The following is a 19,478-nucleotide window of genomic DNA, read 5'->3' as shown; positions in this document are numbered from 1 at the left end:
GTCGGGATTGATGGAGATCACGGGCGCCAGAAGTCCGCGATCGAGGGCCTCGGCCTGAGCCCGAGCGGTGGAGACGCGTGGGCGCGGGCCAAGGACACGGGCGCGCAAGGCACGGGCGCGGGGCACAGGGCACAGGTACGGGGCATAGGCGCAAGGCGCGGGGCACAGGTGCGGGGCACGGGGCACGGGGCACGGGGCACAGGTGCGAGGCACGGGGCACGGGCGCGAGGCGCGGCCCGCGGCCGGCGGCCGGGAACAGCGGCTCGGGACCAGGGGTCGGGGCTCGACGGGCCGGTCAGGGAGCGGAGCGGCGCATGCCGAGGTAGGGGGCGTCGACGGGGCCGGGGCGGGTGGTGCCGTCCAGATGCCAGCAGTGTCGGGTGTAGAAGGCGCGGGCCCGGGTGTTCCGCACCCACACCTCCAGGACGCCCACGGCCAGGCGCTCGATCTCCAGGTGACGCAGGAAGTGGCCGTGCAGCGTGCTGCCGACGCCTCGGCCCCACCATTCCGGTGCGACGTGGATCTGGTAGAGCTGGGCGGCGTTCGCCTCCGGCGTGTGCGGCGGCCCCATGGCCAGCAGTCCGACCAGCCGACCGTCCACGGTGGCGCAGAGGACGTGCTTGTCGGGCGCGTCGATCGCCGCCGTCCATCCGGCGCGCTGCTCCCGGGCCAGCTCCGGGGTGACGATCTCCCCGACGGGCAGCCCGCCCTCGCCGTAGTAGGTGATCCGGGCGCGGGTGTGCAGGTCGACGATGCGGTCCAGGTCGGCCGGGCTGGCCGCACGAACATCCATCACGCCTCCGGACAGGGAACGGGCGGCCCCGCGACAGCGGGACCGCCCGAGCACCGTAGACCGGATCAGTTCTGCGCGGCGGCCCCGTCGGTGGCCGGGTCGACCGGCGCGGCGTCCAGGCCGGAGATCCAGCCGGTGACGTCGCGGGCCACGTCCTGCGCGGTCAGCCCCAGGTCGGACAGGATCTGCGCGCGGCTGCCGTGCGGGTGCCAGTCGGCCGGTACGCCCAGGTCGCGCACCGGCACGCGGACGTCGGCGTCCCGCATCGCCTGGGCCAGCGCGGAGCCCACGCCGCCGACCCGCACGCCGTCCTCGACGGTGACCACGAGGCGGTGCCCGGCGGCCAGCTCGACCAGCTCGGCGGGGACCGGGCGGACCCAGCGCGGGTCGACCACGGTGACGCCGTAGCCCTGCTCGGCGACCCGGGCGGCGACCTCCATGCCGAGGCCGGCGAACGAGCCGACCGCGACCAGCAGCACGTCAGTACGCGCCGACTCGGCCAGCACGTCGACCGGGCCGACCCGGCGCACGGCCGGCAGGTCGGCGGCGACGGTGCCGGTCGGGAAGCGCAGGATGGTCGGGCCGTCGTCGACGGCGATCGCCTCGCGCAGTTCCTCGCGCAGCGTGGCCGAGTCGCGGGGCGCGGCGATGCGCAGGCCGGGCACCACGCCGAAGACGGACATGTCCCAGATGCCGTAGTGGCTGGGCCCGTCCGGGCCGGTGATGCCGGCCCGGTCCAGCACGAACGTGACAGGCAGCTTGTGCATCGCCACGTCCAGCAGGACCTGGTCGAAGGCGCGGTTGAGGAACGTGGCGTAGACCGCGACCACCGGGTGCAGGCCACCCATGGCCAGGCCGGCGGCGGAGGTGGCCGCGTGCTGCTCGGCGATGCCCACGTCGTAGACCCGCTCCGGGTACTTGCGGGCCAGCGTGGCGATGCCTGTCGGCTCGGCCATGGCGGCGGTGATGCCCACCATGTCGGGGCGCTCGTCGGCGATGGTCACCAGCTCGTTCGCGAAGACGTGGGTCCACTTCACCGACGGCGCGGCGACCAGTTGGCCGGTCTCCACGTCGAAGGCGCCGGGACCGTGCAGGCAGTCCGCCTCGTCGTCCTCGGCGGGGCGGTAGCCGTAGCCCTTGCGGGTGACCGCGTGCACGATCACCGGGCCGCCGAAGTTCTTCGCCGCGCGCAGCGCCGCCTCGACCGCCGGCACGTCGTGGCCGTCGACCGGGCCCACGTATTTGATGCCGAGGTCCTCGAACATGGCCTGCGGGGCGACCGCGTCCTTGATGCCCTTCTTGACCGCGTGCAGCACCTCGAACATCGGCTTGCCGACGAACGGCGTGTTGCCCAGCGCGTCCTTGACGGTGTCGAGCACCTTCTCGTAGCCGGGGTTGAGCCGCAGCGACGACAGGTGGTCGGCGAGACCGCCGATGGTCGGCGAGTAGGACCGGCCGTTGTCGTTGACCACGATGACCAGCGGGTTGCCGGCGGTGGCGATGTTGTTCAGCGCCTCCCAGCACATGCCGCCGGTGAGCGCGCCGTCGCCGACCACGGCCACCACGGACCGCTTCTCGCAGCGCAGCGCGTACGCCTTGGCCAGGCCGTCGGCGTAGGACAGGGCGGTGGAGGCGTGCGAGTTCTCGATCAGGTCGTGCTCGCTCTCCGCCTGGCTGGGGTAGCCGGAGAGGCCACCGCGCTGGCGGAGCTTGTCGAAGCCCTCCTGCCGGCCGGTGAGGATCTTGTGCACGTACGACTGGTGGCCGGTGTCGAAGAGGAGCCGGTCGCGCGGAGAGTCGAACACCCGGTGCATGGCCAGCGTCAGCTCGACGACGCCGAGGTTGGGGCCGATGTGCCCACCGGTGCGGGAGACCTTGGCGATCAGGAAGTCCCGGATCTCGGCGGCGAGGATGTCCAGTTGCTCGGCGGTCATCCGCTTCACGTCCTGCGGGCCGCGGACGGCGCCCAGCAGTCGACCGTGGTTGGCCGTGCCCTCTTCAACACTCATGACCGGAGAGTCTATCGGCCGCGCCCCAGTCCGCAGCCGAGCCGTGGATCAGGAGGCGACCACCAGCCGGCGCGGCGGCGCGGTCCGGGGCGCGCCGGACGGCGGCCCGGCCGGGGTCCACGAGCCGAGCACCGCGGCCCGGCTCGCGCCGGTCACCGAGGGCACCGCGCCGGGCAGCCCGTGCCAGCTCAGCCAGCCCAGCAGCGCGAACGCGTACGCCTCCTTGGCCTGGGCCGGCACGCCCAGCTCGTCGGTGACGCGCAGCCGCCAGCGGCCCGCCCCGAGCGTGGCCAGCCGCGCCCGAAGTGTGGGATTACGCACTCCCCCGCCGGCGGCGACGACCTCGGTCACCAGGTGCCCGTCGCAGGCGTCGGCGACCGTGCGGGCGGTCAGCTCGGTGAGCGTGGCAAGCACGTCGTCGGCGGCCACCGGCTCGCCCACCGCGGCCAGCGCGGCGTCCAGGTAGCCGGCGTGGAACAGCTCCTTCCCCGTCGACTTGGGTGGCGGCGCGGCGTAGTAGGGCTCGGCGAGCAGCCGGGCCAGCAGCGCCTCGTGCACCCGGCCGGCGGCGGCCCGCGCCCCGTCGACGTCGCACGGCCGACCCAGGAACCGACGGGCGGCGGCGTCCAGCAGCGCGTTGGCCGGGCCCACGTCGTACCCGAGGACCGGCGCCCCGGGCGCGACCACGGTGAGGTTCGCGATCCCGCCGAGGTTCAGCGCCGCGCGCGGGGAGGTGCCGGCGTCGAGCAGCAGCGCGTCGAACGCCGGGACCAGCGGCGCGCCCTGCCCGCCGGCCGCCACGTCCGCCGAGCGCAGGTCGTGCAGCACCGGTACGCCCACCCGCGCGGCCACCCGGGCCGGCGCGCCGAGCTGGAGCGTGCCGCGCACCCGGCCGCCGTCGACCCAGTGGAAGACGGTCTGCCCGTGCGACACGACCGCGTCGGCCGCGCCGCCGGCCAGCTCGACGCCGACGGAAGCCGCCTCGGCGAACACCTCGCCGAGGCGGTTGTCCAGCCGGCAGACCGCCTCGATCGTGGTGGCCGCCGGCGGCAGCAACGCGCCGATCCGCTCCCGCAGGTCGTCCGGGTAGGCCAGCTCGCGGTGACCGAGCGGCCGCAGCCGCAGCGTGTCCCCGTCGAGCGTGAACTCGCCCGCGGCCACGTCCACCCCGTCGTACGACGTCCCCGACATCAACCCGACGATGCGCAAGGAAGGGCCCCCTTTTAACGGATCCGGTAGAGGAAGGGCCCCCGCTCAACGCTCCGGGGGCAGGAACAGGCCGACCAGCTCGACGTGCTGGGTCATCGGGAACAGGTCGAACCCGCGCAACCCGGTCAGCCGCCACCCGGCCTCGGCGAACGTTCGCACGTCCCGGGCGAACGCGGCCGGGTCGCAGGCCACGTACGCCACCGCGCGCGGGCTCGCGGCCACCACGCCGCGTACCACCGCCGCGCCGGCGCCCGCGCGCGGCGGGTCGAGCACCACCAGGTCGACCGGGCCGGTGATCCGGCGGCGGGCCAGCGCGGTCTCCACCCGGGCCGCGACCACCTCGACGCCGGACAGGTCGGCCAGGTTCGTCCGGGCCCCGGCCACCCCGTCCGGGGCCGACTCGACCACCGTCACCCGGGCCCCGTCGACCCGGCCGGCGAGCGCGGCGGCGAACAGCCCGGCCCCGCCGTAGAGATCCCACGCGGTCTCGCCGGGCCGCGGGTCGAGCAGCTCGACCACGGCGTCGACCAGGGCGTCCGCCGCGGCCGGGTGGACCTGCCAGAAGCCGGACGCGGGCAGCGTGAACGACCGCCCGGCCGCCGTCTCCCGGACCCGCTCCGGCCCGCTCACCGCGGTGGCGACCCCGTCGGCGTACGCGACCACGGCGACGTCCCCGCCGCTGCTGGCCACCGTCTCCACCGCGTCGGCGTCCGGCCAGCTCACGCCGCTGGGCGGCAGCACCGGCAGCTCCTGGATCGCCGGGTGGGCGATCAGGCAGCGGTCGATCGGCACCACCTCGTGCGAGCGGTGCTTGAGCAGCCCGGCCCGGCCGGCGGCGTCGACCGCGTAGCGGACCCGGGACCGCCAGCCCAGCGGCCCGCCGGGAAGCGCCTCGACCCGGACGCCGAGCGCGTCCACCCGCTCGTCGGTGAGCCCACCGAGGCGGGTGAGCTGCTCGCGCACCACCGACGCCTTCCAGTCGAGCTGAGCGGCCGGCGCGACGTGCTGGAGGTCGCAGCCGCCGCACGCGCCCGGCCGGGCGTACGGGCACGGCGGGGTGACCCGGTCCGGCGAGGCGTCGAGGATCTCCACCGCGTCGGCGCGGGCGAAGCCCCGGTGCAGCTCGGTCACCTCGGCCACCACCCGCTCGCCGGGCAGCGCGTGCCGGACGAACACCACCTGCCCACCGACCCGGGCCACGCAGTGCCCGCCGGGGGCGACCGCGTCCACGGTCAACTCGACCCGCTCGGCCTCCTCCAGCCCGGGGCGCGACGGCGCAGTCATGACCGGCCCTCCTGCTCACCAGGAGGCGCGGCGCCGACCGGTGGCGGCAACGTGCTCTGCGGCGCCACCCGGGGCCCACGGGCCGGACCCCGGCTGAGCGTGGCGTCCAGGCGGTCCAGGTTCTTGGTGGCGGTCGAGGCGAGCTGCCAGGGCACGCTCGTCACCATCACGCCCGGCTCGAACAGCAGCCGGCCCTTGAGCCGCAGCGCGCTCTGGTTGTGCAGCAGGTTCTCCCACCAGCGGCCCACCACGTACTCCGGAATGAAGACGGTGACCACGTCGCGGGGCGACTCGCGGCGGACCGAGGCGACGAAGTTGATGATCGGCCGGGTGATCTCCCGGTACGGCGAGTCGATCACGGTCAGCGGCACCGGCAGCTCCCGCCGCTCCCAGTCGGCCTGGAGGTCGCGGGTGTCCTTCTCGTCCACGTTGACGGTGACCGCGGTGAGGGTGTCCGGCCGGGTGGCCCGGGCGTACGCGACGGCCCGCAGCGTGGGCTGGTGCAGCTTGCTGACCAGCACGATGGCGTGGTTGCGGGCGGGCAGCACGGCCCGCTGCTCGGTCGGCTCCAGCTCGGCGGCGACCCGGTCGTAGTGCCGGCGGATGCCCAGCATGACCACGTACATCACGGCCATCGCGACGATCGCGATCCAGGCGCCGAGCAGGAACTTGGTGACCAGCACGATGACCAGCACCACGCCGGTCATAGCCATGCCGAACGCGTTGATCGCCCGGGAGCGGACCATCCGCCGCCGCGCCTCCGGATCCCGCTCGTTGCGCAGGTGCCGGTTCCAGTGCCGGATCATGCCGGCCTGCGACAGCGTGAACGAGACGAACACCCCGACGATGTAGAGCTGGATGAGCCGGGTCACCTCGGCCTGGAAGCCGACGATCAGCACCACCGCGAAGACGGCGAGGAAGACGATGCCGTTGGAGAACGCCAGCCGGTCACCCCGGGTGTGCAGTTGGCGCGGCAGGTAGCGGTCCTGCGCGAGGATCGAGCCGAGCACCGGGAAACCGTTGAACGCGGTGTTCGCGGCCAGGAACAGGATCAGCGCGGTCATCCCGGCGACCACGTAGAGCAGCACCGAGCCACCGCCGAACACGGTCTCGCCGAGCTGCACGGTCACCGTCTTCTGCACGTAGCCGTCCGGGCCGGAGACGATCTGGCTGGGGTTCTCGACGAACTGCAGGCCGGTCCGGCGGGCCAGCAGGATGATGCCGACCAGCATGGTGACCGCGATGCCGCCGAGCAACAGCAGCGTGGTCGCCGCGTTCTTCGACTTCGGCGACTTGAACGCCGGTACGCCGTTGGAGATCGCCTCCACGCCGGTGAGCGCGGCGCAGCCGGACGAGAACGTGCGCAGCAGCAGGAAGATCAACGCGAACCCGGTCACGCTGTGCTCGGCGTGGATCTCCAGGCCGGCGCTGGGCGCGCGCAGGTCGTCGCCGAGCACGAAGATCCGGACCGCGCCGGTCAGCAGCATGCCACCGATGACGATGACGAAGCCGTAGGTGGGGATGGCGAACGCGGTGCCCGACTCGCGCAGGCCGCGCAGGTTGATCGCGGTGAGCAGCGCCACCGCGCTGACCGCGATGAGCACCTTGTGGGTGGCCACGAACGGCACCACCGAGCCGAGGTTGGCCACCCCGGAGGAGACCGACACCGCGACGGTGAGCACGTAGTCGACGAGCAGCGCGCTGGCCACCGCGAGACCGGCGCGCGGCCCCAGGTTGACGGTGGCGACCTCGTAGTCGCCGCCGCCCGAGGGGTAGGCGTGCACGTTCTGCCGGTAGCTCGCCACCACGGTGAGCATCACCACGACGACGGCGAGCGCGACCCAGGGCGAGAAGAAGAACGCCGAGGCGCCGGCGATGGAGAGCGTCAGCAGGATCTCGTCCGGGGCGTACGCCACGGAGGAGAGCGCGTCGGACGCGAAGACCGGCAGCGCGATGCGCTTCGGCAGCAGGGTGTGCTGGAGGCGGTCGGACCGGAACGGTCGACCGAGGAGGAGTCGCTTCAGCAGCGAGGTGGGGCTGGCCACAACCGACAAGCGTACGGCCACCCGGCGCGGGACAGTGGGGTGGCTGATCACTGTCGCGCGCGCCCGCACGGTACGGTCGGTGCCCCGCCGGGAGCGGGGACGTGGCAGGCTTCGCAGGGAACGGGTCGCCGGGCGGCACCGTGGGAGGAGCGGACACCGTGCATGTCGTGATCATGGGCTGCGGCCGGGTCGGGTCGACCCTGGCCCACAGCCTGGAGTCCCGGGGGCACTCGGTGGCGGTGATCGACCAGGACGCGGACGCGTTCCGCCGTCTCGGCCCCGACTTCGCGGGCATCACGGTCACCGGCGCCGGCTTCGACGGCGAGGTGCTGCGCGAGGCAGGCATCGAGCGGGCGGACGCCTTCGCGGCGGTCTCCAGCGGCGACAACTCCAACATCATCTCGGCCCGGCTGGCCCGGGAGACGTTCGGGGTGTCCCGGGTGGCGGCCCGGATCTACGACCAGCGCCGGGCCCAGGTCTACGAGCGCCTCGGCATCCCGACCGTGGCCACCGTCCGGTGGACCGCCGACCGGATGCTGCGCCACCTGGTCCCCGAGGGCAACGTGGAGATCTTCCGCGACCTGACCAGCACCGTGTCGATCGTCGAGGTGCCGGTGCACAAGGACTGGATCGGCCGGCCGCTGCGGCAGCTCGAGGAGTCGGCCGGCGCGCGGGTGGCCTACCTGACCCGGTTCGGCATCGGCACCCTGCCCACCGCCTCCACCGTGGTGCAGGAGGGCGACCAGGTCTTCATGCTGGTGACCGACGACATCACCGCCTCGGTCACCTCGGTGGCGGCGGCGCCGCCGGAAGGGGGGCACTGAGCCATGCGGATCGCCATCGCCGGCGCCGGCAACGTGGGCCGCTCGATCGCCCAGGAGCTGATCGACAACGGCCACCAGGTGATGCTGATCGAGCGGCAGCCCAAGATGCTGCGGCCCGACCGGGTGCCCACCGCTGACTGGGTGCTCGCCGACGCGTGCGAGCTGGCCAGCCTCGAGGAGGCGAACGTGGCCGGCTGCGACGTGGTGGTGGCGGCCACCGGCGACGACAAGGTCAACCTGGTCGTCTCGTTGCTGGCCAAGACCGAGTTCGCGGTACCCCGCGTGGTGGCCCGGGTCAACCGGGCCGAGAACGAGTGGCTCTTCACCGAGCAGTGGGGCGTCGACGTGGCGGTCAGCAAGCCGCGCGTGATGGCGGCGCTTGTCGAGGAGGCGGTCACCGTCGGCGACCTGGTCCGGCTGATGACGTTCCGGCAGGGCGAGGCCAACCTGGTCGAGATCACCCTGCCGCCGACCGCGCCCTACGTCGGGCAGCCGATCCACGCGGTGCCGATCCCCCGGGACGCGGCGCTGGTGGCGATCCTGCGCGGCAAGCGGGTGCTGGTGCCCACGCCTGACGACCCGATCGAGGCCGGAGACGAGCTGGTCTTCGTGTGCACCGCCGAGGTGGAGGACGACGTGCGCGCGGTGATCCTCGGCCCGGAGAGCACCGACCGGCAGCGCGAACGCGCCTGACGGCCTGCGGTCAGGCGCCCGGCAGCGGGGTCACCGGGGCGCCCTCGCGGGTGACCCGGCGCACCACCCAGACCGTGATCAGCAGCAGCAGCGCGTACGGCGGGTAGCCCAGGGCGAGCCGGGCCACGCCGAGCGCGGTGTCCTGGTGGGCCAGGTAGAGGCCGGCCTGCACCCCGACCTTGGCCAGCCACACCACGCCCCAGAGCACGGTGAGCTGGGTGAAGGTGCGCACCAGCTTCGGGTCGTCGCGCCACTCGGAGCGGCCCTTGGCCACCAGTACCGACCAGATCCAGCCGACGATCGGCTGCCGGAACACCGCGGAGAGCAGCAGCGCAAGCCCGAAGCCGATGCCGTAGAGGATGCCGGGCAGATAGAAGTCGCGCGCCTCGCCGCTGCGCAGGGCGAAGAACGCGCCGACGCCGATGCCGAACAACCCGTTCAGCGCGTGCCGCACCGGTTTGCGCTGCGCCAGCCGCATCGCGGCGATCAGCAGCGCCACCGCGATCGAGGCGATCAGCGCCGGCCGCAGCTCGCCCACCACGTTGGCGATCACGAAGACCACCACCGGGATGCTCGACTCGACCAGGCCGCGCCAACCGCCCATCTGGTCGGCCATCTGCTCGGCGATGCTGGGCAGCCGCTCCTCGTCCTGCGGGTCGAGGCCCGACGGGGTCTGCTGCTGTCCGGTCGTCACTTCGGCGGCTCCAGCTCGTAGTGCGGGTTGTAGATCACCTTGCGGTCGTCGCGCACGGCCACCCGGCCGTGCGCGGTGAGGTGCCGGCCCGGCTCGATCCCGGCGATGTGCCGCCGGCCCAGCCAGACCAGGGTGACCACGTCGTTGCCGTCGTAGAGGTCGGCCTCCAGCGTGGGCAGGTTGGTGCGCGGCGTGTAGACCACCGTGCGCAGCCGCCCGGCCACCGAGACCACCTGCCCCCGGTTGCACTGGTGGGTGGGGGTGCCACCGGACTCGGCGCTCTCCCGGCGCAGCTCCTGCGCCTCGATCTCGGCCTCGCTCGCGGTGAGCCGTTGCAGGAGCCGCCGCAGCGACACCCGGCCCTGGTCGGTCGTCATGACCTCCGCGTCACCCTCTCCACCGGCGGGGGCTCCGCCGGGGGGCGGAGCCGTCAGGCCAGCGTACGCCGAACCGGCCCGTCGGCGGCACCGCCGGGCACCGGCGCGCACGCGTCGCGGGCCCGACCTGCCGGTCCACCGGCGGGCCGGGGACGCGTCCGCGGCCCGGACCGGCGGGCCGGGGGCGGACACGCGTCGGGCCCGGCCCGGCGGCTGGCGCGCCGACGGACCGGGCCCGACGTGGTGACTCAGACCTCCTGCGGGCCCGCGGCCTGCTGCTCCGCGGCCTGCTGCTCGGCGACCTCGCGGGGCAGTCGCAGCGGCAGCGGCTCACGGACCGGCTTGGCCTCCTGGCCCCGGTCCACGACCAGCCCGTCCAGGCAGGCGGCGAGCGCGCCGCCGGCGGCCGGGTCGGCGGCCGCCCGGCCCTGGAAGACGCCGCGCACCATCCAGCGCGGCCCGTCGATGCCGACGAAGCGCAGGTCGGTCACGCCGTCCGGGGTGCGGACCCGGGCGCGCAGCTCGGGACCGCGCTCCCCCTCGACCTCGTCGACCGCGGCGCCGTCGTTCGCCAGCGAGGTGCGGATCTCCTCGCGCACCTCGTCCCAGATGCCATCCGACCGGGGCGCGGCGAAGACGCCGAGCTGCAGCGCGTTCTCCCCGTGCACCAGCACGACCTGCTGGATCACGCCCTGCGGGTCGGCCTGCACCCGCACCTCCACGTCCGGCACCGCCGGAATCTGGAGACTGCCCAGGTCGAGCCGGGGCTCGTCGGGCGCCTCGCTGACGTCGTACGGCCCGCGGGCCGGCGCCGTCGAGGTCGCCTCGGCCGCCAGGGCGTCGCTGTCACGCGCCTGCCGCGCCTCGTCGGCCCGCTTCCGGGAGAAGATCACTGCGTCCACCCTCCGCTGTTCGCACTCACCCTGCCACCTCTTCGCTCTGCCCACCGGCCGGAGCCGGAACCAGCCCGGCGTGCCCGCCGGTGGACCCGTGGCCGCCGGCGCCGCGACGCGACCCGGGCAGCTCGGCCACCGGCCGGAACTCGGCCCGGGCGACCCGCTGCACGACGAGCTGCGCGATCCGGTCGCCCCGGCTGATCGTGGCCGGCGTGTCCCGATCATGGTTGATCAGGTTGACCAGGATCTCACCCCGGTAGCCGGCGTCGACCGTACCGGGCGCGTTCAGCACCGTCACGCCGAGCCTGGCGGCCAGCCCCGAACGGGGGTGGACCAGCCCGACGTACCCCTCCGGCAGCGCCACGGCCACGCCGGTGGGCACCAGGGCCCGGCCGCCGGGCGGCAGCTCCACGTCCGCGGCGGCCACCAGGTCCGCGCCGGCGTCGCCGGGATGGGCGTACGCCGGCAGCGGCAGCTCCGGGTCGAGCTGCCGTACGGGCACGGGCACGACATCTGTCACGGTCATCCTCTTCCGTCCGGTCCTCGCGGGGTGACCCTGCCATCCTGCCGGTTGGCACGGCCGCCGCGCGCCGTACCCTCGCAGTGTGCGTCAGTCGTCATCTCCGGCCGCCCCGACGGCCACCCCCGCGCCCTACGCGGAGCGTCTGGGGCTGCCCTGGTGGGCCTGGCCCGCGGGGCTGGCCGTGGCCGGTCTGCTCGCCGCCGAGCTGTGGCTGGGCGCGACCGGGTTCCGGGCCTGGCTGCCGTTCGTGCTGCTGATCCCGGCCACCGTGGCCGCCCTGTGGTGGCTGGGCCGGATCCGGGTGGCCGTCCGCGACGGCGAGCTGCGGGTGGACGACGCCCGCCTGCCGGTGCGGCACGTCGCCGACGCGGTGCCGCTGGACGCGGCCGGCCGTCGTGAGGTGCTCGGCGTCGGCGCCGACCCGCTGGCGTTCGTCGTGCAGCGCCCGTGGGTCGGCGGCGCGGTCCAGGTGGTGCTGGACGACCCGGCGGATCCCACCCCGTTCTGGGTGGTCAGCACCCGGCGCCCGGTGGAGCTGGCGGCCGCGCTGCTGGCCGCCCGCGACGCCGCCTGAGCCCGCCCGGGACGGTCAGGTCGGCTTTCCCGGCAGGCCGCGGGCGGTGTGCCGGAGATCCTTGCGGAGCTGCTCGCCCAGCGCCCGGGTGGCCCGCCGGTTGAGATAGCCGGCCACCGCGGCGCCGGTCAGGAACGGGCCGAGCGTGGTGAGGTTGCGGCCGAAGCGGCGCAGCAGGCTGTCCCGCAGTTCCCGGCGGGCGGCGGTGCCCAGCACGGCGCTCACCCCGACCCCGGGCATCATCGGGTTGATCCCCCGCTGGCCGGCCCAGGACTGCACCAGCGCGACCGTGCGCGCGGTGCCACCGGTGGGCAGCGGCATCCGGTGCAGCTCGTGCAGCTCGCCGATCAGCTTCAGCTCGATCGACACCACGGCGACCGTCTCGGCGGCCAGCAGGACGGGGGCGGAGAGCAGCGTGGGCGTGACCGCCCACTCGACCGCGGCGACGCCGCCGCCGGCCGCGCCGACGCCCGCGGTGGCGCGGGACGCGTTGCGGACCAGCCGGTCGGCGATCGCGTCGTCGTCCAGGCCGGGGAAGTGTCGCCGCAGCGTGGCGACGTCCCGGATCGGCACGTGCGGCGCGACCTCGGCGATGGTCTCGGTCATCCAGCGCAGCGCCGCCCTGGGCTTGAACAGGTCGGTCAGCCCGCGCGCGCGGGCCTGGCCGACCAGCCGGACCAGCAGTTGCCGGCGGCGGGCCGGCGCGATGTCGTCGGCGGTCAGCGCGGCGACGGTGGCGCCGAGTTCCTCGCCGTCGTCACCGGCCGGGGTACGGACCGGCGCCGCGCCGGTCGGGTCGGTCGTCGGTTCCGGGGCGGACGGTGTCGGTCCCGTTCCCGGGACCGGCGTCCGGTCGGTCTCGCCGGTCCGCTCGCTGCGCTCGCTCACCCGTCCGCCCTCCTGCTCCGCGCGGCGTGGCAGCCGCCCGTACGAGTCAAGCAGCTTCCGGCCACCGGCGCACGGCGGCTCGAACAGCGGCGGCCCCGTCGAGGAGGCCGCCGCCGGTGTCCCGGCTCGGGATCAGACGCACTCGCGGCAGATCAGGTCGCCGTTGCGCTCGACCGCGAGCTGGCTGCGGTGGTGGACCAGGAAGCAGCGGGCGCACCGGAACTCGTCCTGCTGCATCGGGAGCACCTTGACCGTGAGTTCCTCGTCGGCCAGGTCGGCGCCGGGCAGTTCGAAGCTCTCGGCCACTTCGGCCTCGTCCACGTCCACGGCGCCCGACTGTGAGTCGACCCGCCGGGCCTTGAGCTCTTCGAGGCTGTCCTCGCCGAGGTCGACCTCGTCGCGACGCGGGGCGTCGTAGTCGGTGGCCATCGGTTTCACTCTCCAATATCGATATGGTCGCTGCCGGTTGTAACGCCGGACGACGCCGTTTCGGTTCCCCTGGCCGGCCACCATCTGTGTCGGGCACCCGACCCGACGACCGTTGGGCCGGGTTCGCCGGAGCGGAACCCCCCGGCGAGCGCGGAACCTTACCCCCCCTTGGGCGAGGCATGTATACCGCCCTCGCGGGAGAGATGTACGCCCCTGCGCCCGAAGTTGTTCCCAATGTGACTCAGGCGACACGAAGATAGGGGTAGTCCTACCCGTTCCTTCAGTGGCGCGCCGGCATGTCGGACTGTTTCCACGCGGGAGCCGGACAAGGGTTAACCTCAGCGGCGTACTCCGACGGTCGACAGACGCGGCCCGACCGCGGCGGCCGCCGCCACCCAATCACTGTCCGGGGAGCGCCCAGGATGAGTTTTGCGCGAGTGCGGGCACTCGTTGTCGTCGGACTGCTGGCGGTCATCGCCCTGGTCTTCGTGGTCGTCGCGGTGGTCCGCGACAGTCAGAGCAAGGCCGGCACCGCCGCCGGCTGTCCGGACGGTTGGCCCCTCGTCGACCTGCGGCTGCGGGAGCAGAAGGACGTCAAGATCAACGTCTACAACGCCACCGACGAGGCCGGCCGGGCCGGCAGCGTGGCGGACGACTTCCGCAACCGGAAGTTCCAGGTCAAGAAGGTCGGCAACGAGAAGAAGGCGGTCGACGGCGTGGCGGTGCTGCGCTTCGGCCCCAAGGGCGTCGGCTCGGCCCACCTGCTGCGGGCCTACTTCCTCAACAACGCCGAGCAGGTGTTCCAGGCCGATCGCAAGGACGACACGGTCGACGTGGTGCTCGGCAACGGCTTCCAGCAGTTGGCCACCACCACCGAGGTGAACCAGTCGCTCGGTGACCTGGGCGCGCCGGTGGCGCCGGCCGAGACGTGCCCCATGCCGGTCGACAAGTGACCGGCGGGCCGGCCCGCCGGCCCCGATGACGACCAGGGCGGTCTCCGCGATGCCGGAGGCCGCCCTGTCCCGTGTCCGGGGCCGGTGTCACGGGCCGCCGGAGGTGTCCGGCGCCAGGTGTCCGGTGCCGTCACGGGCCGCCGGAGGCGTCCAGGTCGGTGAGCCGGGTGTGCAGCGGCCCGTGCAGCGCCGGCGGCGCGGCGAGCACCAGGTCGGGTCCGGCCGGGCGGCCGGCCACGCCGGTCACCAGCAGCCCGGCCTCCCGGGCCACCAACCCGCCGGCGGCGAGGTCCCAGGCCGCCAGCCCCTTCTCGAAGTAGGCGTCCACCCGCCCCTCGGCGGCCAGGCACAGGTCGAGCGCGGCCGCGCCCATCCGGCGGATGTCCCGCACGTGCGGGATCAACTCGGTGACCACCCGGGCCTGGTGGGACCGGCGGCCGGCGTCGTAGCCGAAGCCGGTGGCGACGAGCGCCTGCCCGAGATCGGTCTCGGCCGAGCAGCGCAGCCGCCGGCCGTCCCGCCAGGCGCCGCCGCCCAGGGTCGCGGTCCACTCCTCGCCGGTGAACACGTTGCGCACGACCCCGGCGACGACCTCGCCGGCCACCTCGGCGGCGAGCGAGACCGCGCAGTAGGGCAGCCCGTAGAGATAGTTGACGGTGCCGTCGATCGGGTCGACGACCCAGCGCACCCCGTCCGGCGCGGCGGGGCCGGTCTCCCCGGCGCCGTACTCCTCCCCCAGCACCGCGTCGCCGGGCCGGCGGTCGCGCAGCGCGGCGAGCACCTGCCGCTCCACCGCCCGGTCGGCGGCGGTGACCACGTCGGTCACGGTGCTCTTGGTCGCGGCCACCGACACGCCCTCGGACCGCATGCGGTGGGCGGTGGCGGCGGCGTCCCGGGCCACCTCGACGGCGATCGTGAGCAGTTCCCGCGGCGAGGGCGCGGAGGTGATCATGTTTGTCCCCTTCCCGCACGATCGGGACCGCCCGGTTCGCGCGTGGGTATCATCCTTACAAAGTCCACATCTGCGCCGAATCGGCGGTCCCGGCCGCGGTTACGCCGTGCGGCGCAGGATGATCGCGCCAGACGGCGTTACAATTCACCCTGCCCACGCGCCACGGACCGCCAGCGACCGGACGGACCGGGACACGGGGGTCCCTCAAACACTCGCCCGGCACGGCCGTTCGTGCTGCGCCGGACGACCCGGCCGTGCTCGCTCTTCGCCTCCGGAAGGTCATTCGTGACAGAACCCCGCCAGACCGGCGCCGACGTTCGCTCGCTCACCGACACCCTGATCGCCCACGCGCAGAGCGCCGGCGGTCAGCTCACGTCGGCCCAGCTCGCGCGCACCGTCGAGTCCGCTGAGGTGACCCCGGCCCAGGCCAAGAAGATCCTCCGCGCGCTCTCCGAGGCGGGCGTGACGGTGGTGGTGGACGGCTCCGCGAGCACCCGGCGCCGGGTCGCCGCGGCCCGGTCCGCCACGCCGGCTTCCCGGGCCACCACCGCCAAGACCACCAAGAAGGCCGCCGCGCCGGCCCCGAAGCAGGCGCCGGCCGCCGACGAGTCACCGGCCCCGGCCCCGCGGAAGGCGACGGCCCGCAAGGCCACCGGCGCCACCGCCGAGGCGCCCGCCAAGACCGCCGTCCCGGTGAAGGCCACCAAGGCGACCCGGGCCACCAAGGCCACCGTGGCCGCCAAGACCGCCGCGGCCAAGCCGGCGAAGCCCGGCGCCGAGGGCGAGGTCGACCCGGAGGAGCTGGCCGCCGAGATCGAGGACGTGGTGGTCGAGGAGCCGGCCGAGCTGGCCCAGGCCGCCGCGGCCGACGCGGCCAGTTCCGCCACCGACGGCGACTTCGAGTGGGACGACGAGGAGTCCGAGGCGCTCAAGCAGGCGCGTCGGGACGCCGAGCTGACCGCCTCCGCCGACTCGGTCCGGGCCTACCTCAAGCAGATCGGCAAGGTCCCGCTGCTCAACGCGGAGCAGGAGGTCGAGCTCGCCAAGCGGATCGAGGCCGGCCTCTACGCCGCCGAGCGGCTGCGCGCCGCCGACGAGGGCGAGGAGAAGCTGGTCCGCGACATGCAGCGCGACCTGATGTGGATCTCCCGCGACGGCGAGCGGGCCAAGAACCACCTGCTGGAGGCGAACCTCCGGCTGGTGGTCTCGCTGGCCAAGCGCTACACCGGGCGGGGCATGGCCTTCCTCGACCTGATCCAGGAGGGCAACCTCGGCCTGATCCGCGCCGTCGAGAAGTTCGACTACACCAAGGGCTACAAGTTCTCCACGTACGCCACCTGGTGGATCCGGCAGGCCATCACCCGCGCCATGGCCGACCAGGCCCGCACCATCCGTATCCCGGTGCACATGGTCGAGGTGATCAACAAGCTCGGCCGGATCCAGCGCGAGCTGCTCCAGGACCTGGGCCGCGAGCCCACCCCGGAGGAGCTGGCCAAGGAGATGGACATCACACCGGAGAAGGTGCTGGAGATCCAGCAGTACGCCCGGGAGCCCATCTCGCTCGACCAGACCATCGGCGACGAGGGCGACAGCCAGCTCGGTGACTTCATCGAGGACTCCGAGGCCGTCGTGGCGGTCGACGCGGTGTCCTTCTCGCTGCTGCAGGACCAGCTCCAGCAGGTCCTGCAGACGTTGTCCGAGCGTGAGGCCGGCGTGGTGCGCCTGCGCTTCGGTCTCACCGACGGCCAGCCGCGCACCCTGGACGAGATCGGCCAGGTGTACGGCGTGACCCGGGAGCGCATCCGGCAGATCGAATCCAAGACCATGTCCAAGTTGCGGCACCCCTCGCGTTCCCAGGTGCTCCGCGACTACCTGGACTGACCGCACACGTCAACCAGTCGTGTCGGTTTGATCACCAGCCGTAGAACACTGATCGGTGATCGGTCGGTTGCACGTTTGTGATCGTTGACGTGGCACCCTTGGTGCACGGCACACTGTCTTCCACGCCAGGTGTGACCTCGGTCCCCCGCGGGCACACAGGGAAGGCAGGGCCCGAGATGGGTGTTGCACGATAGGTGAGCAACGACCGACGAGTGTGTTCATCGGTGACGACCAGAGGAGGAAGGCGATGACCCCGACCCTCACGCCGCCGCCCGAGACGGTGAGCCCCCCGGCCGCCGATGAACGGTGCGACCGCTGTAATGCTGCCGGCAAGCTCCGGATCACCCTGTCGGGTGGGAGTGAGCTGGTGTTCTGTGGGCACCACGCGAACAAGTACGCGGAGGATCTCGTGAAGATCACCGTGCGGTACGCGACGGACCCGGAGTTCAGCTGGCGGGGCACCGATCTGATGGCGAACTGAGCCGACAAACAATCCGCAACGCGACATAACCGACCGGAGACGCCCAGACGGGCGCCTCCGGTCGGTTTTCGTGCCCGCCTGCCGCGCGTTAAGAAGGGGCCCCGCCTCTACCGCAGGCGTTAAGAAGGGGCCCCTCCTTACAGCGTCTGCACGGTGGCGATGCGCTCCTCGAGCTGCTCGATCGTCGCCTGCGCGCTGGGCGGGCCGCCGCAGAGCCGGCGCAGCTCGGCATGGATCTTGCCGTGCGGCTGGCCGGTGCGGTGGTGCCGCGCGGCCACCAGGGCGTTCAGTTGCCGCCGTAGCGCCACCCGACGCTGGGCCGCACTCATCGGTGGGGGCGCCGCCACGGTGGCGGCAGCGGCCGGCTCAGCGGTCCGCTGGGCGGCCCGGCGCTTCTGCGCGGCGAGCTGGTCGGCCTGCCGCTTGGTCAGCAGCAGGGAGACCTGGTCGGCGGTGAGCAGACCGGGCAGGCCGAGGTATTCCTCCTCCTCCGGCGTGCCGGCCTGGGCGGCGGTGCCGAACGACGCGCCGTCGAAGATCACCTGGTCCAGCTCGGCGGTGGCGGAGAGCGCGGCGAACCGCTTCTCCAGCTCGCCGCTGGCGCCGTCGTCGCGCTGGGCACGCTCCAACAGGTCGTCGTCGAAGCCCTCGCGGTCCTTGGGCTTGCCGAGCACGTGGTCCCGCTCGATCTCCATCTCGCTGGCCAGCCCGAGCAGGTGCGGCACGCTGGGCAGGAACACCGACGCGGTCTCGCCGGGGCGACGGGCACGGACGAACCGGCCGATCGCCTGGGCGAAGTAGAGCGCGGTGCTGGCGCTCGTCGCGTAGACCCCGACGGCCAGTCGGGGGATGTCCACGCCCTCGGACACCATCCGCACCGCGACCAGCCAGCGCTGCTCGGACGCCGCGAACGTCGCGATCCGCGCGGACGCGCCCTGGTCGTCGGAGAGCACCACGGCCGCCTTCTCGCCTGTCACCTGCTCCAGCAGCTTGGCGTAGGCGCGGGCCACCTGCTGGTCGCTGGCGATGACCAGGCCGCCCGCGTCGGGCATGCCGTTGGCCCGCAGCACGCTCAGCCGGGCGTCGGCGGCGCGCAGCACCTGCGGCATCCAGTCGCCGGCCGGGTCCAGCGCGGTCCGCCACGCCTGCGCGATCAGGTCCTGCGTCATCGGCTCGCCCAGCCGGGCGGCCAGCTCGTCGCCGGCGTTGGTGCGCCACCGGGTCTCCCCGGAGTAGGCCAGGAACAGCACCGGCCGGACCACGCCGTCGCGCAGCGCGTCGGCGTAGCCGTAGACCGAGTCGGCGCGCGAGCGCAGCAGCCCGTCGCCACCGCGCTCGTAGCCGATGAACGGGATCGGGTTGTCGTCCGAGCGGAACGGCGTGCCGGTGAGCATCAGCCGGCGGACGGCGGGCTCGAACGCCGCCTTGACGCCGTCGCCCCAGGTGCGGGCGTCGCCGGCGTGGTGGATCTCGTCGAGGATGACAAGCGTGCGCCGGGTCATGGTGCGGCGCCGGTGCACCTGCGGCGCCATGCCGACCTGGGCGTAGGTGACCACCGCGCCGTGGAAGTCGGCGGCGGAGTGCAGGTCGGCGTTGCGGAACGCGGCGTCGAGCTGGATGCCGACCCGGGCCGCAGCCTGCGCCCACTGGGTCTTCAGGTGCTCCGTCGGCGCGACCACGGTGACCGCCTCGACGGTGCCGTCGGCGAGCAGCTCGGCGGCGATCCGCAGGGCGAAGGTGGTCTTGCCGGCGCCGGGCGTGGCGACCGCGGTGAAGTCCTCGGCCCGGCGACGCAGGTATTCCACCATCGCCTTGCGTTGCCAGGAACGCAGGGGCGGGAACGTGTCGAGCGCCGGCAACCGCGGTGGCACGCGTGCTCCTCTCCCCATGAAAACGCCCTCGCGCACCCGTGCCGCGAAGGCCGACCCAGCATAACCAGCGGGGCCGTCGGGCCCCACCCGACGCCACGCCTG

General features: G+C 73.8%; 19 protein-coding genes. 6 read left to right on the top strand and 13 right to left on the bottom strand.

The genetic code is table 11. From position 1 onward, the window contains the following. Positions 1–295: 295 nt before the first annotated feature. The 5 genes from ACIA5A_RS13085 to ACIA5A_RS13065 form a co-directional block, all read right to left on the bottom strand. Positions 296–793 carry a GNAT family N-acetyltransferase gene (locus ACIA5A_RS13085; RefSeq protein ID WP_396760504.1) on the bottom strand — a complete coding sequence of 166 codons (498 nt, stop codon included), beginning with the start codon at positions 791–793 and terminating at the stop codon, positions 296–298. A gap of 65 nt (positions 794–858) precedes the next feature. Further along, positions 859–2,802, bottom strand: a complete 1,944-nt coding sequence (gene dxs, locus ACIA5A_RS13080) for a 1-deoxy-D-xylulose-5-phosphate synthase (protein ID WP_396760501.1) — start codon at positions 2,800–2,802, stop codon at positions 859–861. A 48-nt stretch (positions 2,803–2,850) separates the two neighbouring features. Beyond that, positions 2,851–4,011, bottom strand: a complete 1,161-nt coding sequence (locus ACIA5A_RS13075) for an anhydro-N-acetylmuramic acid kinase (RefSeq protein ID WP_396760498.1) — start codon at positions 4,009–4,011, stop codon at positions 2,851–2,853. 45 nt (positions 4,012–4,056) lie between these two features. Beyond that, the gene (locus ACIA5A_RS13070) at positions 4,057–5,295 is read right to left on the bottom strand and encodes a class I SAM-dependent RNA methyltransferase (protein ID WP_396760496.1); all 1,239 of its coding nucleotides are present in this window, start codon (positions 5,293–5,295) and stop codon (positions 4,057–4,059) included. Further along, positions 5,292–7,340 carry an APC family permease gene (locus tag ACIA5A_RS13065; RefSeq protein ID WP_396760493.1) on the bottom strand — a complete coding sequence of 683 codons (2,049 nt, stop codon included), beginning with the start codon at positions 7,338–7,340 and terminating at the stop codon, positions 5,292–5,294. The genes ACIA5A_RS13070 and ACIA5A_RS13065 overlap by 4 nt, the downstream gene beginning before the upstream one ends. Before the next feature lie 158 nt (positions 7,341–7,498). Here ACIA5A_RS13065 and ACIA5A_RS13060 point away from each other — a divergent pair, with 158 nt between their 5' ends. Continuing rightward, entirely contained in the window at positions 7,499–8,164 is a 666-nt protein-coding gene (locus tag ACIA5A_RS13060) for a TrkA family potassium uptake protein (protein WP_181572345.1), read from the top strand. Positions 8,165–8,167: 3 nt separating this feature from the next. Next, positions 8,168–8,857 (top strand): potassium channel family protein, encoded by a 690-nt coding sequence (locus ACIA5A_RS13055; RefSeq protein WP_396760490.1) that lies wholly within the window; start codon positions 8,168–8,170, stop codon positions 8,855–8,857. A 10-nt stretch (positions 8,858–8,867) separates the two neighbouring features. Here the strand turns inward: ACIA5A_RS13055 and ACIA5A_RS13050 are convergent, their stop codons facing one another. From ACIA5A_RS13050 to dut, 4 genes are all read right to left on the bottom strand, one after another. Beyond that, on the bottom strand, positions 8,868–9,551 hold the full coding sequence (locus ACIA5A_RS13050) for a DUF3159 domain-containing protein (RefSeq protein ID WP_396760487.1): 684 nt from the start codon (positions 9,549–9,551) through the stop codon (positions 8,868–8,870). Then, positions 9,548–9,928: an OB-fold nucleic acid binding domain-containing protein gene (locus tag ACIA5A_RS13045; protein ID WP_091070543.1), complete on the bottom strand. Its 381-nt coding sequence runs from the start codon at positions 9,926–9,928 to the stop codon at positions 9,548–9,550. Before ACIA5A_RS13045 ends, ACIA5A_RS13050 begins: the two co-directional genes overlap by 4 nt. Before the next feature lie 248 nt (positions 9,929–10,176). Then, positions 10,177–10,821, bottom strand: a complete 645-nt coding sequence (locus tag ACIA5A_RS13040; RefSeq protein ID WP_396760484.1) for a DUF3710 domain-containing protein — start codon at positions 10,819–10,821, stop codon at positions 10,177–10,179. Positions 10,822–10,846: 25 nt separating this feature from the next. Then, positions 10,847–11,344 (bottom strand): dUTP diphosphatase, encoded by a 498-nt coding sequence (dut, locus tag ACIA5A_RS13035; protein ID WP_396760481.1) that lies wholly within the window; start codon positions 11,342–11,344, stop codon positions 10,847–10,849. 85 nt (positions 11,345–11,429) lie between these two features. Here dut and ACIA5A_RS13030 point away from each other — a divergent pair, with 85 nt between their 5' ends. Further along, entirely contained in the window at positions 11,430–11,921 is a 492-nt protein-coding gene (locus tag ACIA5A_RS13030) for a DUF3093 domain-containing protein (RefSeq protein ID WP_396760478.1), read from the top strand. Positions 11,922–11,936: 15 nt separating this feature from the next. On the opposite strand, the gene ACIA5A_RS13025 is transcribed toward ACIA5A_RS13030, so the two are convergent. Together ACIA5A_RS13025 and ACIA5A_RS13020 are read right to left on the bottom strand one after the other, a co-directional pair. Continuing rightward, positions 11,937–12,809: a hypothetical protein gene (locus ACIA5A_RS13025; RefSeq protein WP_396760475.1), complete on the bottom strand. Its 873-nt coding sequence runs from the start codon at positions 12,807–12,809 to the stop codon at positions 11,937–11,939. Positions 12,810–12,941: 132 nt separating this feature from the next. Then, positions 12,942–13,238 carry a DUF4193 domain-containing protein gene (locus ACIA5A_RS13020; RefSeq protein ID WP_013284790.1) on the bottom strand — a complete coding sequence of 99 codons (297 nt, stop codon included), beginning with the start codon at positions 13,236–13,238 and terminating at the stop codon, positions 12,942–12,944. A 437-nt stretch (positions 13,239–13,675) separates the two neighbouring features. Between ACIA5A_RS13020 and ACIA5A_RS13015 the strand changes: the two genes are divergently transcribed. After that, positions 13,676–14,191, top strand: coding sequence for a LytR C-terminal domain-containing protein (locus tag ACIA5A_RS13015; protein WP_396760665.1), 516 nt, complete (start codon positions 13,676–13,678; stop codon positions 14,189–14,191). A gap of 130 nt (positions 14,192–14,321) precedes the next feature. Here the strand turns inward: ACIA5A_RS13015 and ACIA5A_RS13010 are convergent, their stop codons facing one another. Further along, entirely contained in the window at positions 14,322–15,143 is an 822-nt protein-coding gene (locus tag ACIA5A_RS13010; protein WP_396760472.1) for an inositol monophosphatase family protein, read from the bottom strand. A gap of 285 nt (positions 15,144–15,428) precedes the next feature. On the opposite strand from ACIA5A_RS13010, the gene ACIA5A_RS13005 reads away from it, so the two are divergent. Together ACIA5A_RS13005 and ACIA5A_RS13000 are read left to right on the top strand one after the other, a co-directional pair. Continuing rightward, the gene (locus tag ACIA5A_RS13005; protein WP_396760469.1) at positions 15,429–17,024 is read left to right on the top strand and encodes an RNA polymerase sigma factor; all 1,596 of its coding nucleotides are present in this window, start codon (positions 15,429–15,431) and stop codon (positions 17,022–17,024) included. A gap of 247 nt (positions 17,025–17,271) precedes the next feature. After that, positions 17,272–17,505, top strand: a complete 234-nt coding sequence (locus ACIA5A_RS13000) for a hypothetical protein (protein WP_091070720.1) — start codon at positions 17,272–17,274, stop codon at positions 17,503–17,505. Between the two features lie 137 nt (positions 17,506–17,642). Here the strand turns inward: ACIA5A_RS13000 and ACIA5A_RS12995 are convergent, their stop codons facing one another. After that, positions 17,643–19,394 (bottom strand): DEAD/DEAH box helicase, encoded by a 1,752-nt coding sequence (locus ACIA5A_RS12995; protein WP_396760465.1) that lies wholly within the window; start codon positions 19,392–19,394, stop codon positions 17,643–17,645. Positions 19,395–19,478 lie beyond the last annotated feature (84 nt).

Source organism: Micromonospora sp. NPDC051300 (assembly GCF_044455315.1).
Lineage (GTDB): Bacteria > Actinomycetota > Actinomycetes > Mycobacteriales > Micromonosporaceae > Micromonospora > Micromonospora robiginosa.
Note: the sequence above shows the minus strand (reverse complement) of the source record. Positions and strands in the feature narration are given on the sequence as shown.

What these genes read in the sequence shown, in the direction of transcription:
- ACIA5A_RS13085 (WP_396760504.1), bottom strand. Translation starts at nt 793, where the DNA reads ATGGATGTTCGTGCGGCCAGCCCGGCCGACCTGGACCGCATCGTCGAC.
- dxs (WP_396760501.1), bottom strand. Translation starts at nt 2,802, where the DNA reads ATGAGTGTTGAAGAGGGCACGGCCAACCACGGTCGACTGCTGGGCGCC.
- ACIA5A_RS13070 (WP_396760496.1), bottom strand. Translation starts at nt 5,295, where the DNA reads ATGACTGCGCCGTCGCGCCCCGGGCTGGAGGAGGCCGAGCGGGTCGAG.
- ACIA5A_RS13055 (WP_396760490.1), top strand. Translation starts at nt 8,168, where the DNA reads ATGCGGATCGCCATCGCCGGCGCCGGCAACGTGGGCCGCTCGATCGCC.
- ACIA5A_RS13045 (WP_091070543.1), bottom strand. Translation starts at nt 9,928, where the DNA reads ATGACGACCGACCAGGGCCGGGTGTCGCTGCGGCGGCTCCTGCAACGG.
- ACIA5A_RS13020 (WP_013284790.1), bottom strand. Translation starts at nt 13,238, where the DNA reads ATGGCCACCGACTACGACGCCCCGCGTCGCGACGAGGTCGACCTCGGC.
- ACIA5A_RS13010 (WP_396760472.1), bottom strand. Translation starts at nt 15,143, where the DNA reads ATGATCACCTCCGCGCCCTCGCCGCGGGAACTGCTCACGATCGCCGTC.
- ACIA5A_RS13000 (WP_091070720.1), top strand. Translation starts at nt 17,272, where the DNA reads ATGACCCCGACCCTCACGCCGCCGCCCGAGACGGTGAGCCCCCCGGCC.
- ACIA5A_RS12995 (WP_396760465.1), bottom strand. Translation starts at nt 19,394, where the DNA reads ATGGGGAGAGGAGCACGCGTGCCACCGCGGTTGCCGGCGCTCGACACG.